The organism is Flavobacterium hydatis (genome assembly GCF_000737695.1).
GTDB classification, from domain to species: Bacteria; Bacteroidota; Bacteroidia; order Flavobacteriales; family Flavobacteriaceae; genus Flavobacterium; species Flavobacterium hydatis.
This window is the reverse complement of the sequence record NZ_JPRM01000036.1, coordinates 149,275-165,196: the sequence shown is the minus strand read 5'-3', so window position 1 is coordinate 165,196 and position 15,922 is coordinate 149,275. Positions and strand designations below refer to the sequence as shown.

The 15,922-nt window shown below is 33.7% G+C and carries 13 protein-coding genes; 1 reads left to right on the top strand and 12 read right to left on the bottom strand.

Annotated elements, in window-relative coordinates; genetic code table 11:
* Positions 1-255: 255 nt before the first annotated feature.
* Positions 256-714, bottom strand: coding sequence for an Lrp/AsnC family transcriptional regulator (locus IW20_RS19595; RefSeq protein ID WP_035626374.1), 459 nt, complete (start codon positions 712-714; stop codon positions 256-258).
* Between the two features lie 475 nt (positions 715-1,189).
* Between IW20_RS19595 and IW20_RS19590 the strand changes: the two genes are divergently transcribed.
* Entirely contained in the window at positions 1,190-2,413 is a 1,224-nt protein-coding gene (locus tag IW20_RS19590) for an aminotransferase class I/II-fold pyridoxal phosphate-dependent enzyme (RefSeq protein WP_035626372.1), read from the top strand.
* A gap of 315 nt (positions 2,414-2,728) precedes the next feature.
* Here IW20_RS19590 and IW20_RS19585 read toward each other — a convergent pair whose 3' ends face one another.
* The 11 genes from IW20_RS19585 to IW20_RS19535 form a co-directional block, all read right to left on the bottom strand.
* Positions 2,729-4,651, bottom strand: coding sequence for an amino acid permease (locus IW20_RS19585; protein WP_035626369.1), 1,923 nt, complete (start codon positions 4,649-4,651; stop codon positions 2,729-2,731).
* 208 nt (positions 4,652-4,859) lie between these two features.
* A complete protein-coding gene (locus tag IW20_RS19580) occupies positions 4,860-5,813 on the bottom strand; it encodes a YARHG domain-containing protein (RefSeq protein ID WP_035626366.1) in 954 nt (317 codons plus the stop codon).
* A 364-nt stretch (positions 5,814-6,177) separates the two neighbouring features.
* Positions 6,178-6,519 (bottom strand): hypothetical protein, encoded by a 342-nt coding sequence (locus IW20_RS19575; protein ID WP_035626364.1) that lies wholly within the window; start codon positions 6,517-6,519, stop codon positions 6,178-6,180.
* A 16-nt stretch (positions 6,520-6,535) separates the two neighbouring features.
* Positions 6,536-8,098, bottom strand: a complete 1,563-nt coding sequence (locus IW20_RS19570) for a hypothetical protein (RefSeq protein ID WP_035626361.1) — start codon at positions 8,096-8,098, stop codon at positions 6,536-6,538.
* Positions 8,099-8,172: 74 nt separating this feature from the next.
* Complete coding sequence (locus tag IW20_RS19565) at positions 8,173-9,711, bottom strand: hypothetical protein (protein WP_035626358.1); 1,539 nt, start codon at positions 9,709-9,711, stop codon at positions 8,173-8,175.
* Between the two features lie 215 nt (positions 9,712-9,926).
* Entirely contained in the window at positions 9,927-11,813 is a 1,887-nt protein-coding gene (locus IW20_RS19560; RefSeq protein WP_035626357.1) for a hypothetical protein, read from the bottom strand.
* Positions 11,814-11,890: 77 nt separating this feature from the next.
* A complete protein-coding gene (locus IW20_RS19555) occupies positions 11,891-13,081 on the bottom strand; it encodes a hypothetical protein (protein WP_035626355.1) in 1,191 nt (396 codons plus the stop codon).
* A gap of 8 nt (positions 13,082-13,089) precedes the next feature.
* The gene (locus IW20_RS19550; protein ID WP_035626352.1) at positions 13,090-13,569 is read right to left on the bottom strand and encodes a hypothetical protein; all 480 of its coding nucleotides are present in this window, start codon (positions 13,567-13,569) and stop codon (positions 13,090-13,092) included.
* A 202-nt stretch (positions 13,570-13,771) separates the two neighbouring features.
* A complete protein-coding gene (locus IW20_RS19545; protein WP_035626348.1) occupies positions 13,772-14,581 on the bottom strand; it encodes a hypothetical protein in 810 nt (269 codons plus the stop codon).
* Complete coding sequence (locus IW20_RS19540; RefSeq protein WP_051886012.1) at positions 14,581-15,063, bottom strand: hypothetical protein; 483 nt, start codon at positions 15,061-15,063, stop codon at positions 14,581-14,583. The genes IW20_RS19545 and IW20_RS19540 overlap by 1 nt, the downstream gene beginning before the upstream one ends.
* A complete protein-coding gene (locus tag IW20_RS19535; protein WP_035626344.1) occupies positions 15,053-15,922 on the bottom strand; it encodes a hypothetical protein in 870 nt (289 codons plus the stop codon). Before IW20_RS19535 ends, IW20_RS19540 begins: the two co-directional genes overlap by 11 nt.

The window sequence follows — 15,922 nt, the reverse complement described above, 5'->3', positions numbered from 1 at the left end:
TATTGCGGAGACGCACTGCGGTGCGCCTCTACAGTGCGTGTCGACAATGCATCTACCATGGGCGTGTCCTTTTTGACGGGGTTTCGACTCCGCTCAACCTGACAAGATTGTGATGTTTCTCGCAAAGACGCTGAGGCGCAAAGCAAAACCTTTGAATCTTAACGCCTTCAAGAAAACCTTAGAACCTTTGTTGCTCTGAACCTTTGAACCTCCAAGAAAAAACTTAGAACCTCAGCATCTCAGTACCTTAGCTCCTTAGAACGAAATCACTGTTGTATTCTTTACTTCACTAATCATAAAGGTACTTTGTGTACTACCTATATGTTGTAGGTTGGTGAGTTTGGTTACTAGGAATTCTCGGTATGCTTCCATGTCTTTTACGAGTACTTTTAGGATGTAATCGTAATCTCCGCTTACGTGGTGACATTCCAGGACTTCTTTTAGCTGGATTACTTCGTTTTCGAATTTGGTTAGGAATTCTTTGGTATGTTGTATGAGTTTGAGGTGACAGAAGACTACAAATCCTTTTTCTATTTTGGATTTATCGACTAATGCTACATATTTATGAATGATTCCTTCGCGTTCTAGTTTCTTGATTCGCTCATAAACTGCCGTTACGGATAGGTCTAGTTTTAAGGACAACTCTTTGGTTGTTTTCTTACTATCGGTTTGGAGTAATAATAGTAGTTTTTTATCTATGGTATCTAATATCATTCTTGGTTAGTTTTTAGTCTGAAAAATAATCTATTTTGATCTTATTTTAAAATCAAATTTAGACAATAAATCTAATTAATTACATATTCACAGTTTAATAATCTAAATACAGAACATACTATTGATTATTATTCTGACAAACTTTTATTTTGGATAAGATTTATGGTGTACTCGGGTTTAATAGCCCCGATAGTAGCGGCATCCTTTTTCTTGATATCCTGACGGAGGAAGGGTTTCAAGAAAAAGATATAGCGGATAGCGGGAATAGCTTCTTAAATACTGGTAAAAACTAAAGTTTTTTTTTAATTTATTGATTTTTAATTAATTACATAATTTTAACTAGATTAAATGTATCTTTATATATGTTTAAACCTACACAAAACATACTGATTATCAATCACAAAGAAAAACTGCTCACAAGTTTTTATTATTTCAATTCCCTAAATCTATTATTTAAAACTTAAAACAAAAACCTATGGAAAATTTCAGCCCAGCAAACTGCATTCAGGATTTACAATATTTTGGTGAATTTGGAGGTGTAAACCCATCTATTTCGGATTCTTCTACCTATACTTTTCTTTCGGCAAAAACGATGTCTGATACTTTTGAAGGAAATATGGAGGGTTGCTATTTGTATTCTCGACATTCGTCGCCTAGTAATTTATACTTAGACCAAGCTCTTGCAGCAATGGAGGGTACAGAAACAGCAAATGTTTCGGCTTCGGGAATGGGTGCAATTACACCTACGTTAATGCAATTGTGCAGCGCGGGCGATCATATTGTATCGAGTCGTACTATATATGGTGGAACGTATGCTTTCTTAAAAAATCTGATTCCGAGATTTGGTGTAAAAACTACTTTTGTTGATATAACAAAATTAGATGTTGTAGAGGCTGCAATTACTCCTGAAACTAAAGTTATTTACTGCGAAACGGTAAGTAATCCTTTACTGGAAGTTGCAGATATTAGAGGTTTGTCTCGCCTTGCAAAAAAACATAACTTAAAATTAGTTGTCGATAATACGTTTTCGCCTTTATCGGTTTCGCCTGCTAAACTAGGTGCTGATATTGTGATTCATAGTTTAACAAAATACATAAATGGTAGTAGTGATACTGTTGGTGGGGTAACTTGTGCCTCTAAAGAGTTTATTAACAGCTTAAAAAATGTGAATAGTGGTGCTAGTATGCTTTTAGGCCCTACGATGGATAGTTTACGTTCGGCTAGTGTGATGAAAAACCTGAGAACTTTGCACATTCGTATCAAACAACACAGTCATAATGCTCATGTTCTAGCCGATAAATTTGAACAAGACGGTCTTAAAACAGTTTACCCTGGTTTAAGAAGTCATCCTAGCCATGAGTTATACAAAACAATGATTAATCCTGAATATGGTTTTGGTGGTATGCTTACAATAGATGTTGGTTCTCTGGCCAAAGCCAATGAATTAATGGAATTGATGCAGCAACGAAATCTAGGATATTTGGCGGTAAGTTTAGGTTTTTACAAAACTTTATTTAGCGCTCCAGGAACCTCAACTTCTAGTGAAATTCCGCTAGAGGAGCAAGTCACAATGGGTTTAACAGATGGTTTAATTCGATTCTCGATTGGATTGGATAACGACATCGAAAGAACTTACCAAATGATGAAAGCCTGTATGGAGGAGCTTGGGGTTTTACAAACACAAAACATTTCTTTATAAATAAATTTGCTTAATTTTTAATTATTTGTTTGAATCCGCTTATTCTCTAAGCGGATTTTTTTTGCTAAACAATTAGACTTCTTAGATTTTTAGACTGCCTTAGATACTAGACTGCCTTAGATACTAGACTTCTTAGATTTTGAAATCTTGCTACTTTTTACTGAAACTGGGAAACTGGAACTGAGACTGGAACTGGAAGTAAAAACAAAAATCCGTTCTGAATAGATTTCAGAACGGATTTTTTATATTAATTAGATTTTAAATTCAGTTTGTTTTCATCTTTTAATAAGTCTAAAACTGTGTCTTATAACTTCTCTACAAATTAAGCTTGCTGTTTTTTCGGCTAAAGCCAAAATAAATACAAAGTCCTATAAGTAACCAAACTGTAAAATAAATCCAGTTCCAAACACTTAATTCGGCCATCATGTATAAGCAACAAATTAATCCTAATAATGGTATTAAAGATAGGTTTTGTCTGAAAGCCCAAACAGTTAATCCAACCAAAACAATTAAGAAAATCCACATTGGGATTTTATGTTTGAATAAAGCGAAACCACTCTCATATTTTATAGAATCTGCTACTGGTAAACCTGCAATTACACTTGCGTACTTGGCTTCGTCTTTTTGATACTGATTTAATATTCGCTCTAAATCTGGTTTTTCGGTTGTAGCATTTTTAGCATCAATTGTTACTAAATAATCATATACTTTTTTAGTATGGCTTTTATCTAATGAGGTAATAATATCTGCCGATTCATTAATCTGAGTTTCATTGTTAATAAAGCTCATTGTTGCTTTTTTGTTGTATCCAAAAGAAAATACTAATCCGATTATCAACAAAAGGGGCATTATATATTTGGAGTTTATATATGGTGTTTTAAACTTCCCTCTTGGAATATTTGGTTTGTTTTGTAATACCAAAACTCCTGCACAAACTAATACAAAGGCAAACAATGTCCCGATACTACATAAATCGGTAACCATTGTAAGATTTAAAAATAAAGCTGGAACTGCTACTACAAATCCTGTTACGATAGTGGCGTAAGATGGTGTTTTAAATTTAGGGTGTACTTTTGAGAAACGTTTTGGCAATAATCCGTCACGGCTCATACTCATCCAGATACGTGGTTGCCCCATCTGGAAAACTAATAAAACGCTAGCCATTGCTACGACTGCACTTACTGCAATAATTCCCGACATCCATTTTAAATCTAATTTCTCGAATACAAAAGCAAGTGGATCTCCTACATTAAGTTGGTTATAACTTACCATTCCGGTAAGTACTAATGCTATTGCGATATATAAAATGGTACAAATTATAATTGCCCACATCATACCTCGTGGTAAATCTCGTTGTGGATCTTTACATTCTTCGGCAGTTGTAGAGATTGCATCAAAACCTATATAGGCAAAGAATACTGCTGAAACTCCTTTAAGTACTCCTGTTACTCCGTTTGGTGCAAAAGGATCCCAATTTGCAGTATCTACGTAAAAAACACCTACTGCAATTACTAAAAGTACTACACATAATTTTACAACTACCATGATATTACTCGCATTACGAGATTCTTTCATTCCGCGGTAAATTAATGCTGTAATTAAGATAATAATTAATAAAGCTGGAAGATCGGCAACAAAATGGAATGAACCAAATACTGGCGAAGTTGTCCATGCTGTATATGCTGATTGTAAGGCTGGTTCTAAATTCTCGAAGGCTTTACCACTGTGCATTAATGCTGTGGCATCATTAAATCCGTTAGAAGCTGTTAAGTAATCCATCTGAACCCATTGGGGCAAATGTATTCCTCCGCTGGCGAGTAATCCTGTAAAGTAATCACTCCACGATATGGCAACGGTTATATTCCCGACCGAATATTCCATTATCAATGCCCAACCGATAACCCAGGCTATAATCTCGCCAAAGGCAACGTATGAATAGGTATAAGCACTTCCTGAAACAGGAACCATCGAAGCAAATTCGGCATAAGCAAAAGCAGCAAAACTACAAGCAATGGCTGTAAAAAGAAACAAGAAAATAACGGCTGGACCTCCATCGGCACTGGCTTTACCTATTGTACTAAAAATACCTGCTCCTACGATTGCAGCGATTCCAAAAGCGGTTAAGTCACGCGCTGTTAAATGTTTTCCCAATGTATTATGTCCATCGGCATTATTTTTTTCAACTTGACTTAAAATATCTTGTACTGTTTTTTTTCGAAATAGACTTGAAAACGACATAGGTGTATTTGCTATTAATAATTAATTTCTTTCTAACTTTTTGCTTTTATTTTACAAATAATGCAAAAATTATCGTGATTTCAAATATATAAAACGATTTTGTTTTGCAACACTTTTGATTGACTTTTATTATTAACTATATAGTTAAAAAAATACATTGTAGTAAAAGTCTACTTATTCGTTTTTTATAGTTTAAAATCTATTTTTCTTATTCTTGAATAAAAGTCATCTTTTTTGCCATCTTTTTTTGCCATCCGTAAGGCAATATCGAATGTCCGTTTTCGACCATTGCCTTCATTTGTTCTATGATTTTATCTTGTATTTTCTTGGGAATTGTATAAAATCCGGCATCTATACTAAAATTTCTTTCATCGTCTAAAATTCCGTTTTGAATTCGAATTGCAATCTTTTTCCCTTTATAATACAATAGAATTTTTATTCTGCCATCATCATATCCGTTATATCCGTTTGTGCCATAAATTAATATTGGCTCTATGATTCCGTCATTATCAAAATCTTCTACATAAATATACTTTGTCCAGAACCAAATACTTTCTTCTTCTTTCTGTTTGAAATCATTGGTCTCGAAAGTTTTTATCCAACGGTTATTTTCAATTTTAAAATTGAATGCTTTAATGGCATTATTAAAATTGTCTCCATCAGCCGGTTCTTTAAATTTATCTTCGGTTAGAACTAAATAATACTCGCCTGTTTTATCTTTATAATTGTAAACTTTCCAGATATTAAAATTTATCCCTAATTCTTTTCTTTTCTCTTTTGTAAAGATTTCATTTATTTTTTCTTGTGAAAGTGTTTTGTACTTACTGTTTTGCTCATTCATAAGAAACTCAGAAATCTCACTGATTCGCTGTGTCAAGATTGCTATATTTTTTATTTCGATATCCGAATAAACGATACTCTTATTGTCTTTTACAGGCTTATACCAACTATATTTCTTGAAAATATTAGCATATTCTGGATTTAAAAATACATATCCTTTTCTTGCATAAATTTCGTTCTTTAATAACTTCAAAGAATAAATATCTTCGTTCTCTAGTTTGCTTTCATCAATAAGTTCTGATGAACATTTGGAGCAATCTAACTTATTTTGTGCATTTACCGAAAGGGTAATTAGTAAAATTATAAAGAGGTAAAACTTCATTTATATTCTGTTTGGTTAATCATTGTTTTTTTGCAAGCAATTACACAAACTTACATGAATTATTGTAAGGGTACAAATTACACTAATTTCTACTAATTTTTGTTTCACGCAGATTCTACAGATTAAGACAGATTTATTTTTTTAATCTATGCAGATTTGCTTAAATCTGTAAAATCTGCGTGAAACATTTTTTTTTTAAATATTATAAACGCAAAATCAAAATTTCCATGTTCTTAAATCAAAATTTCCATTTTAAAATAAAAACAGGAATTATTATAACAAAAAAACACCCAAGACTATCGAGAGCAATAAAGCCTCCGATGGTCTTGAGTATGTCAACTTAAAATTTAAAATAAATGAAAATCTATTCTCGTGCTTTATCCTGGATTTTATACATAAAGGCAATTACTTTTGGTAATGTCCAGCCAATTCCGAGCGCATAAAACATTGTGACATCTACGCCAAAATATTCTACCGAGAAACGCAGCGTTAAAAAAATAGCCAGGATTGAAAATGCAAGTTCAACTAAATTATCCTGGGTAAAAAAAGATAATGAAAAATAATATGGTGTATTACCCGAAGCTTTATCACGTTTGGCAATTTTTCCTTTGTAATAAAATGCTAATCCTATTAAGGCAAAAAATAATCCTGCTAAATAGGTTGGTACATCGGTTGTACCAAGTATAAGGTTTAAAAATTTGGTCATGTTTTTTGATTTTAATTTAAAGAACTGTTGTGATTGGATATTGAATCCACCCGGTTGAAGTTTTTTCATAAATTAAACCTCCGCCTACTATACTCATACATTGCACTCTATATCCAACTACTACTGAGGGGTAGATAGTATTTAAAGTCGATAAGTTTAAGGCAGAAGTAGTAGAATTACCTACTGCAAGTGGAACTGTAATAGCACCATATATATCGGCTACATTTCCATTAACAGATGCAGCAAGGGTACCACTAACACTAGGTAATTCTATATATACACCTTTGGTCATATTATTAGATGCTAACCTAGCCCAAAATCGCCCATTTTGTTGCATCACTATACCTTCACCTGCATTAAAGTAAATTAATCTACTATTAGCAGCGTCACCTATGCCAATCTGAAAAGCATCCATTGAAGAACTCATCCCTAAATCTGAATCATTTACACGCATTCCTCCATGAGATATGCTAGTACTTAACGTAGTCTCTTCGGTACTATCGAATTGCATCCTCTTATCTGTCGCTAAATCCCCTACCTCTAAAACTTGATTTATATTACTTGATATAGATACATCAGAAATATTAAGCATTGTTTGACTTCCATCAGACTGCTTGGCATAAACTTGAGAATTAGTAGTTATTCCATTATTTTGAGTTAGTTTAGTATTTACATCATCCGTAGTTGCTAATATATAATCTCCCGTCAATTTAGCTGGAATCTTAAAATTAGCAGCTCCACCCGTCGCAATAGGTGCAGTAAAACTTAATGACGATTGCCCTCCATTAGAGTATTGAGAAAAATTAACCTCTCCATTATACACGCCTAGACTACCAGATTTGCTACTTACCGCTACCGCTCCATCAATTCTTGCTTCCTGAAAACCTCCATCATCTACACCGATTACAAATTGAGTCTTTGCTCCTCTATCATTTGCGCTATATGCGCCGTAAGTTGAGTTTGGTGTTTTTGCAAAAACTTCTTGTAATGTTGGAATCTCTCCACCTCCTTCAATAGTTATATCTCCTACTCCGATTATAGAATTCCCATTGATAGTCTTAAAATCATCTGTTGCTGTTAAAGTCTTTACACTTGAATCATTTGCAATAGGCGGTAATAATACCTTACCTATTGATAAAAGTTCAGAGTCTGGATTTGCCATTAAAGTAGCACGTTTCTGTGGGTTATCAAACTGAATACCATTATTGAATATCGTCGTTCTTACTGTATCTTCTTTGTCTGAAACAAACAGTTGATTATTTTGCAAAGATGCCTTATCTCCTGTAAAATTATTATAAAGTGATACAAAACGTCCATGCACAATAGACACTGTTGGCTGTCCCGCATAACTATTTATTGTAAGCCATTTATCTACTGCCGTATTCCCTGCTTCTAATACTTTGTCAATTGTTTGAGAACTTCCACTAAACTCACTCCTAGGAACAGATTTCACTTCATTATCCACGCCATGAACCAAAACATTATCTATTGATTCACCTTTGTTTACTGTGTTTAACTTTAAAGGTTTATTTATTTTATATGCATCTACTAATGATTCTGTTTTTGCAATCTCTTTCATTTATTCAAATTGTTTAGAGTTAAATCTTTTGCCTTAACTCTTAATTAATGGCACTCATAATTTTTAATTATTAACTATGAATACACTCTTATTTCTACCATAGAATTTACTAATTGTCCATCTGTTGAAACTAATGTATCTACCTTTTGAGTACTTATAGCTGCTATATTAAGCGTAGTTCCTGATGCTACCGAAGAACCTGATGTTGTGACTGAAGCACTCATAGTCGTCTTGCCCACAATAAAAGTTCCAGCAAGAGTTCCATGATATACCCCTGCACTGCTTCTAGACCAAACAATTGTATTACCTAAAGTATTTTCTAATACTGTCGCTACAGGAGCATTTGTTCCTGTTTGTGTCAAAAGAGCTACATATGACTTATAAGGAGTTTTAGTTTGAAATTTATTGTCTACATATTCTTTATCAACTAGCCATCTCGGATTAGAAGCATTTAATAAACTAAAATCCGATTTGTATTCTAGTCCTGATGAATTTACATTAAATATCTCAATGTCTTTTACTCCGAATATGATAGGTTTATCATTTAAACTTGCAATAATAGGTTGGGCATTGCCCCCCCACCTAATAACTCCTTTATTTACTTTATCGTAACCTAATATAGTCCCGCCATGCGAATATTTTACGCCAAAATAACTAAACCCTAGAGAACTAGGATATGTTTCCCAATCACTTCCCTCTAAGTCGATATTTGCCTCATCGGCAATTTCAGAACCTCTGGCATCTATATTTGCTCCATTATGTCCACCATATACATATAGCTGAGCTTCAACAGGAATACTTCCTGGAAAATTACCAATAGCCAATTTAGGTTGTGTTACTGAATTTGGACTATCTGGATTTTCTATAAGTAACATACGTTTGCCTTCCTTACTTCTTATAAGCAAAGTACCACTGCCTAAGCTACCATTAGTAATATCCCATCCATACTTATTTAAAGGTTCTCTAAATGACAAAGTAGGTCTGTACCCATTTATTTCTAATTTACTCGAAGCATCATCCCATAACAGTTTAGAACTATCAGACAATGTATTAGAAGAAGACGTAAAAGGTATCCTACCAGGAGTTAATGATGTTATATTAGCCTTTGCTTCTAAATCTGATGTAGATGCTAAAACATAAGCTCCTTTTTCTTTAGCAGGTAAACTCCAAACTGCTGTTCCATTGGCTGTAGGATCAGCAAATTCTAGTCGAGTCTCAGCGCCTGTAGATTTATTCAGTTTTGAAAGATAAATTTCTCCGTTAACCGATCCATTTTTTGTATTATAAATTCCCGTCGTAGTACCTAACAAAGCTTCATTAGTACTATTAAATGCCGTTAATAACAACCCTGAACTTCTAGACAATGTTGAGTCTATCAATTCTGCCTTAGCATAATTTGCTCCATTTGCAATTGTACTCTGAGTTACTACTTCTTGCAAAGTATCCGGTTTTCCTCCTCCAAACTCACTTCGGGGAATAGATTTCACTTCATTATCCACTCCATGAACCAAAACATTATCTGTTGGTTCTCCTTCGTTTAATGTGTTTAATTTTAAAGCCTTATTTATTTTATAAGTATCAGCTAATGATTCTGTTTTTGCAATCTCTTTCATTTATTCAAATTGTTTAGAGTTAATTCTGTAATTATTTTTAAGAATATTATTTTATCATTACTACTAATACATATATCAAAACATTCTACCAAAAAGGAATACTGAATGTTAGTGTATCTTTTAATTTATTACTAATCTTTCTTATAAGGATTAAATTTATTGAGGAAAAACGACACCACTATAGTTCAGCATTCTTTTTGGTTTTAAAATCATTTTTATAAAACTGAAACTACTGTTTTAATCCAACCGTTAGCAATTTTCTCATAAATTACTTTTTCCGATGGTATATTTAGTGCCATAACTCTAAATCCTGCTGTTGCTGTTGGATAAGTCGTATTTAAATCTGCCGATGTTAACAAAGTCGTAGTTGAATTTATAACAGTTCTTGAAGCCACATACGCTGCAATATCATTTGTTGTTGCAAGAGTTTGCGTTCCTCCTACTTCTATGTTTCCTGGTAATTGAAATGTATAGTTACTAGTTAAATTATCTGATTTAATTGTAGCCATTCCACCTATAGGATTCGTTTTAAAACTTATTCCACCACTTGTGAGAGCAAATCCTCCATACCCAAATGATGAAGCTAAATTTCTAACCGGATATATTCCTTCCTCATCAAAAACATATCCTCCGCCGCCAAATTCTAATCTTATGGAGTTTCTTTTAAAAGTCATATCGTGATATGGTCCTCCATCATAAAACTGACTTCTGAGCTGAAAGTGATGATCTTGACCTGAAGTTGTACTGACTTTTCCTGCGTTTAATATATCTTGAAAAGTCGATGCTACTGGAGTACCAGTAACAGTAATATTCCCAGTACCTACAATGCTTTGACCATTGATTGTTTTAAAATCACCGGTTGCAGACACTGCAATATTCCCAGTACCAATAATGCTTTGACCGTTGATTGTTTTAAATTCACCAGTTGCAGACAATACAATATCTCCACTACCTACAATACTTTTTCCATTGATTGTTTTAAAAGAATCTTCGTAAGTAACATCACCTCCTAATGGATTAAATCTTACTTGAGTAGTTTGATTTATAGGACCATCCAACATGAATGATACATTATGTCTTCCTTCTGAAAAAGCAAAACGAAAAGGATTTGCATTAAAACCTCTATCACCTTGATAAGTATAAAGATTCCATTCATCTGCATCTAATCCAATTTCATTAATTTCGCTTTCCGTAGGATTTATTCGGGAAAGACTAACATTGTTTTTATTAATTAAAACCTTAGTCTCTCCATCATCTCTTAAAAAACCTTTTTCTGTAATTGTAATACTTTTTTTGTCTATTAAAGTTTCAGTTTCAGTAGGTTTTATAACAGTATTACTAGAAAAATTAGCATCGTTTTTTCTTGCCAAAGTAACCCCTCCCTCAGATCCTCCTCCTTCTTCACGAAAACCTTTTTCTGTAATTGTAATACTATTTTTACCAATTAAAGTTTTTAATTCGGTAGGACCTAAATCATTAATTCCATTTTCTAAAATAAGAACTCCCTCTTTAGTAATCGAGGTTTTAATATCAGTTGCAGTAGTATTAAATATAACTTCTTTATCAGTTATAGTAGAGCCAATCGCTGCCGCTTTATCTAAACTAATATCTTGTGTTGTTGCTAAAATATAATCACCAGCCACATCTGGAGCAGGCACATATATATTTGATGCAACCTTAGGCTCATTTATTTTCAATTCGGTTTTTATAGTTCCATCTGGGGTAGATTGAATCATTTTTATCTTTCCCATTTCTGTAATATAACTTCCTACTGAAGTTGACGTAGATGATGTTATAACTGCCCCCATATTTACTCCGTCAGTTTTTCCTACTATAAGAGCTCCTCTTTTTGTAGCATCTATAGGATCCTCTACAGAAGCAACTGCCGTTCCTCCCATATCTACAGTACTCTTGGTAACTACATCCTGAAAACTCTGTGAGCCTCCACCAAACTCACTTCTGGGAACAGATTTTATTTCATTATTTGCGTCGTGAACCAATACATTATCTACTGGCTCTCCTTTATTTATGGTGTTTAGTTTTAAAGGTTTATTTATTTTGTAAGTATCTGTTGATGATTCTTTTTTTGTAATCTCTTTCATTTATTTTAATTGTTTGGAGTTAAATGTAGCCTATCAGTAAATTTTATCTTATTCAACTATTCTTTACCATAAATACATTACCAGGTTGCCAATGCTGTTCTTACCCAAGTGTTTGTTGCAATACAAACATAAATATGTGTAGCAGTAATTCTAATTTCTCCTAATACTCCAGTATCTGTAGCTGACAATGGGGGAATATTTAAAGAGTTAACATTATAACTTTTGGCTTTTACCTCCCCCAATTTATTTAATAAAAAAGTTCTGGTCAAGTTGTCCATTCCTTCAATCAATATATCTCCACTATTTATTCCTCTTACACTCAATCCAGGCGCAATGGTTCTAGTATGTATTCTGATCCCTACATTATTACTATTGACTCCACTAGACCATATTGACATAGCCGCGGCATCTAATCCTATGTTATTACTAGCATTTGTTATTTTAATAGATGGCACATCATAACTAGTTGAATTATTCATTAGTTCCATTGCTGACGAATTCGTAACTGTATGAGTTAACCTTGAAGCTATTACCCCTCCAATTGCCGCTATATAGCTATTACTGTCTACTGTTCCATTAGCCTTTAAAAACTGCCCCGCAGTTCCCCCTGCTTTTACAAATGAATTTCCTGTAATATTCCCCAATTTATCAATAAAAGAGGTTGTAAGACTATTATTCTTTACTGTGAATGGTATACCATTTGAAAAAGGTCCATTACTAATCATTAGTCCTCCACCTGTATCATTTAAATCAACTCTTACTGCATTACCTGATACACTTTGATTTAAAAACACGGCTCCATCCCCAAGTGAACCCACATTGTTGGCAACATTTAAAACCCCTCCTATTGAAGTATTTAAAAGTAAATATGTATTGTTTGTTCCATTTCTTGTCATCGAGAGTGTTCCTACTTTTGTCTGATCTCCACTAGTTAGAATAGCGTTCGATAAATTCATCTTTTCCGCAGGAGAAAACAAACCAGCATTTACTGTAGTTGCCAACGGTACTGTTGCTGGAGTTCCTGAACTTGACAAAATAGTTCCATTAGTTGGCGAAGCCAAATAATTTAAATCGGTAACACTTCCTCCTCCAAACTCACTTCTTGGAACATACTTTACAATTTTATCAGTACCTCTTACTAATACACTATCAGATTTAGCACCTTCATTAACTGTATTTAGTTGCAATGGCTTTTCTATAGAATATGTTTTTTGAGCAGTAACAGTAAATGATACTGCTAACAATAAAAACAAAAATATTTTTTTCATCTTTTAAATTAAATTATTGTGTAAACATCAAAACTTTCTATCTGTGTAATATCACCACCCAAATAATTTCCTGTTATCCAACTCGCATCAACATATCCTATAACCATATCTTTTACTTCTAATACATAAGCACTTGCAGGATTAGAATTATCAGGATGCTTAAATACAAAGAGTTTACCTGTTGGGACAAAACCCATTTTTCCAAATAGTTCAGCGTGTGCATTTGGATCCGTTATATGTTCCTCAAATAAAGTCTTATCTAATTTTGCTTTAAACAAATTTTCATGTGCCAGGGCATCTCCAATATGCGCATCAAACTGTGATTTCTCCGCTTTTGCATTTAGAGTTGTCGACAAATTTGCAATACTACTTTGTGGTATTTGCTCGTCTTTATGCCAAAACGATTGCCATGATGCCCAAAATTGGGCTTGTGTAGGTTTTAAACCTGTTTTAAACCAGCTTAAAATGGTATTTATATCTGTTGCCATATTTTTTTATTCTTTTTAATAAATATTTTGGATGTTATGATAAGATAAAATGCTCTACTCTTTATGATAAAAAACAGAGCATTTATTCTAGATTATTTGATTATGGAATTTGTTTGTTTTTACATCAAACTCATTCCTATGATGCCCGAAACAGGACTTGTATAAGTTTTAAACCAACTTAAAATAGTTTTTATATCAGTTATTACCCAACGTATTCAATAAACATGACTACTCTGTATGGGTTCATGATTGAGAAAGCAACTCCATATCCTGCAGAGTCTGTAGTTCTCGCCATTTGCCAACCTGCATTATCATTATCTGAACGATTTGAACCATATTTACCTGAAATAGGAACAGTACCTCCAGCTTCTGAGTAATAAATATCATAATAACCGTGAGTATGTGATGGCATTTCACTTTCATAAAGTCGCTTGGTTTTATCACCTGCCATTTTCCCCATTGCATTAAACTCAAACTCTGCAGGATTAAAACCAACTGGCATACGTCCGCGCCAGTTAACTACTTCTGCCCAACCTGCTGGTATCTCGTTTGCAGGTTTGTTCCACAATACCATACCTCCTCCTGATTGAAAAACTGCGTTTTTCCTTTCTAGAGCTTCAAGTCTAGAAACTAAATCGGTAGGAATTGCTTTGGTCTCGATTGGCTTTTTAAAACTTGCCCAAGGCCATGATGTAGCTGCTGTACCAAAAGTAGCATAGCGAATAGTATATACATTTTTTGTAGTACCATTTTCAAATTCTTTATTGCTCGGCTCCTCTATAATAATAACATTTGCCGCTACATAACCTCCTTTAAAGCTTATAACTTCATTATTTATTACGACAACCCCATCTGATACACTAGATCCAGTAACGGCACATCCTGAAAGGATAGATAAATTTCCTGCTACATTACCTAAATGATTGAAGATTTCATAAGCCGTTTGTAACTCCTGAAGTCTTTCTGTTTTTAGTGGAAAACCACCTGCCTGATTAAAATTTGTTTTATTCATTACTTGCTTATTACTTTACTGCGTATACCGCCTGCTTTATAAAATTTTACATGAGCTTCTATGCTCTCTAATCGTGTTTTGTAGATTTGTTCTGGTACGGAAACTATAAAATCTAATCCCGTATCAGCTGTTTCTACTTCGGTTCTTAACCAAATTGTCTCTGGTTCTGCTTCTTGATTTGCAAATTTTTCAAACCCTTCCCCTTCTGTATATATATAAGTTGTGTTATACAGATTTCCCTTCTTTATCTCAATACGATTTTGATCTTCATCGAATTTAAAATTCAGTGACTTTCGTAAATGACAAACTTGTCCTGTATGATAAAGTCTGAATATGTTTTCATTTCTGGCTATAATCCAATCATCATAGATTGCAGTTATAGGTTTCATCAATATCTGAACAAAAGCCATAAAAGCCGGTTTTCGTAAAAATGTGGGCAACAACTGTATTGCCAACACATTAAAATTTACTTTATACCACATATTCTATACCTTTAAAATCAGTAATTTTAAAATAACCACTAGAAGGTATTGTCGAGATAAAGATATTTTGTGGTTTACCGTAATCACCTGTTTGAGGGTTAATCCAGGCACTTGTAGCACCTACAATCGTTGCATCCAAAACTCCTTCTACAGATTGTAATTTATCAACCAATGCCGATAAACGTAAATCGCCATCAAACGGAAGCTCTTTCATAAACTCCTGAATGGCATTTATTACAGGATATTCTCCATCTTTAATTCTCATTCCAGTACTGTTCAATAACATCGCATCTCTCTTAATTTGGATTGACAAAGCCAAAAGATCTGGTTTATAATTTAGTACTGTAACTTTTACACCCGCTACTTTTATTTCGTCTATATATGCATCAAAAGCTTCTTTTTGTAGTTCATTTATAGGAGCTAAAACACGCCCACTATCTTCACCTGCAATTTTTATAATTACACGACTACTCTCAGGAGCTTCGTTAACCGCTGCATACTTCACAATCTTTGAGGCTTCTATTTTTGAGGCTTCAGCTTCGTTTCCGTCCTTATCTTTATTATTAAAATAATCTTCGTCTTTTACTAAATCAAACCCATATTGAAATCGTAATGCCATAGTACGATACCAAGGCAGCGTTCCTGATTTTTGGTTTGCAAGTTTTTCATCAACCTCTTTTTTATGTTGATCAAAGAAAACTTCCAGCATCCATATAGCTGTGGCTACAATAAAAGTGAATAATCTTGCTATAGACGTTTTACTTGTGGATGTTATTGATGTGAGTTGTCCCGAAAGAATTTGATTTGCACCAACGGCCTCAATCATTTTTGCTTGTATTTCTGATATACTTCTTGCCAT